This window comes from Bordetella trematum, from assembly GCF_900078335.1.
GTDB lineage: Bacteria > Pseudomonadota > Gammaproteobacteria > Burkholderiales > Burkholderiaceae_B > Bordetella > Bordetella trematum.
Genome location: NZ_FKBR01000003.1, coordinates 1 through 2,020, shown reverse-complemented (window position 1 = coordinate 2,020; position 2,020 = coordinate 1). Strand labels below are relative to the sequence as shown.

1 protein-coding gene is annotated in these 2,020 nt (G+C 67.9%); it reads left to right on the top strand.

Translation table 11 applies throughout. The annotated features are described in order from the left end of the window. The coding region (locus A7V84_RS00100) for an NADP-dependent malic enzyme (protein WP_063939961.1) at window positions 1–2,020 on the top strand (2,020 nt) is incomplete at both ends.

Here is a 2,020-nt window from a genome sequence, read left to right as displayed (position 1 = left end):
CAACGCTTTTCGCTTTACCGCGCGCGGCAATCTGGTCGGGGTGATTTCCAACGGCACGGCGGTGCTGGGCCTGGGCAACATCGGCGCGCTGGCTTCCAAGCCCGTCATGGAAGGCAAGGCGGTGCTGTTCAAGAAGTTTGCCGGCCTGGACGTCTTTGACATCGAGATCAACGAGACCGATCCCGACAAGCTGGTTGACATCATCGCCGGCCTGGAGCCCACCTTCGGAGGCATCAACCTCGAAGACATCAAGGCCCCCGAGTGCTTCATCGTCGAGCGCAAGCTGCGCGAGCGCATGCGCATCCCGGTTTTCCACGACGATCAGCACGGCACCGCCATCACCGTGTGCGCGGCCTTCATCAACGGCCTGAAGGTCGTGGGCAAGGACATCTCCCAGGTCAAGGTCGTCACCTCCGGCGCCGGCGCGGCCGCCCTGGCCTGCCTGGATCTCATGGTCGATCTGGGGCTGCCGCTGCAGAACATCTGGGCCACCGACATCGAGGGCGTGGTCTACGAGGGCCGCACCGTCCTCATGGATCCCAGCAAGGCCCGTTTTGCCCAGCCCACCGAGGCCCGCACCCTGGCCGAGGTCATCGAGGGCGCCGATGTCTTCCTGGGCCTGTCGGCCGGCGGCGTGCTCAAGCCCGAGATGGTCGCCGCCATGGCCGCCCGCCCCCTCATCCTGGCCCTGGCCAACCCCACGCCGGAGATCCTGCCCGAGGACGCGCACGCCGTGCGCGATGACATCGTCATGGCCACCGGCCGCTCGGACTATCCCAACCAGGTCAACAACGTCCTGTGCTTCCCCTACATCTTCCGCGGCGCGCTGGACGTGGGGGCCACCACCATCACCCGCGAGATGGAGAAGGCGGCCGTCTACGCCATCGCCGCGCTCGCCCAGGAAGAGCAGAACGAGGTCGTGGCCGCCGCCTACGGCACCTATGACCTGGCCTTCGGCCCCGAGTACCTCATCCCCAAGCCCTTCGATCCGCGCCTGATCGAGCGCATCGCTCCGGCCGTCGCCCAGGCCGCCATGGCCGATGGCGTGGCCACCCGGCCCATCGCCGACATCGAGGCCTATGTCGAGCAGCTGCAGCAGTTCGTCTACCACTCCGGCGCCTTCATGAAGCCGCTGTTCGCCAGCGCCAAGCGCTTCGTGCGCGAGGGCGGGCGGGCCCGCATCGTCTTCACCGAAGGCGAGGACGAGCGTGTGCTGCGCGCCGTGCAGGTCGTGGTCGACGAGGGGCTGGCCAAGCCCATCCTGGTGGGCCGCCCGGCCGTGCTCGCCGCGCGCATCGAGAAGTACGGCCTGCGCCTGCGCCTGGGCCAGGATGTCGAGGTCACCAACCCCGAGTACGACGAGCGCTTCCACCAGTACTGGACCACCTACTGGGAGCTGATGTGCCGTCGCGGCATCACCAAGGAGATGGCCCGCGTGGAGATGCGCCGGCGCATGACCCTCATCGGCGCCATGATGGTGCGCCTGGGCGATGCCGACGGCATGGTCTGCGGCTCGGTGGGCGCCTACCACGACCACCTGCGCTTCGTGGATGAAGTCATCGGCAAGCGCCCTGGCGCCAAGACCTACGCGGCCATGAACATCCTGCTGCTCGATCAGCGCATGGTCGCCCTGGTCGACACCCACGTCAACGACGATCCCAGCGCCGAGCAGATCGCCGAGTTCACCATTGCCGCGGCCGAGGAAATGAAGCGCCTGAACCTCGCGCCCAAGGCCGCGCTGCTGTCGCGCTCGAACTTCGGCACCGGCAGTTCCGCCTCGGGCGCCAAGATGCGCGAGGCCCTGGAGCTGGTGCGCGCCCAGGCCCCGGAGCTGGAGATCGACGGCGAGATGCACGGCGACTGCGCCCTGGACGAGGCCCTGCGCCTGCGCATCCTGCCGTCGTCCTCGCTCAAGGGCGAGGCCAATCTGCTGGTCTGCCCCAACGTGGATGCCGGCAACATCGCCTACAACCTGCTCAAGACCACCGCCGGCAGCAACGTGGCCATCGGCCCCTTCCTG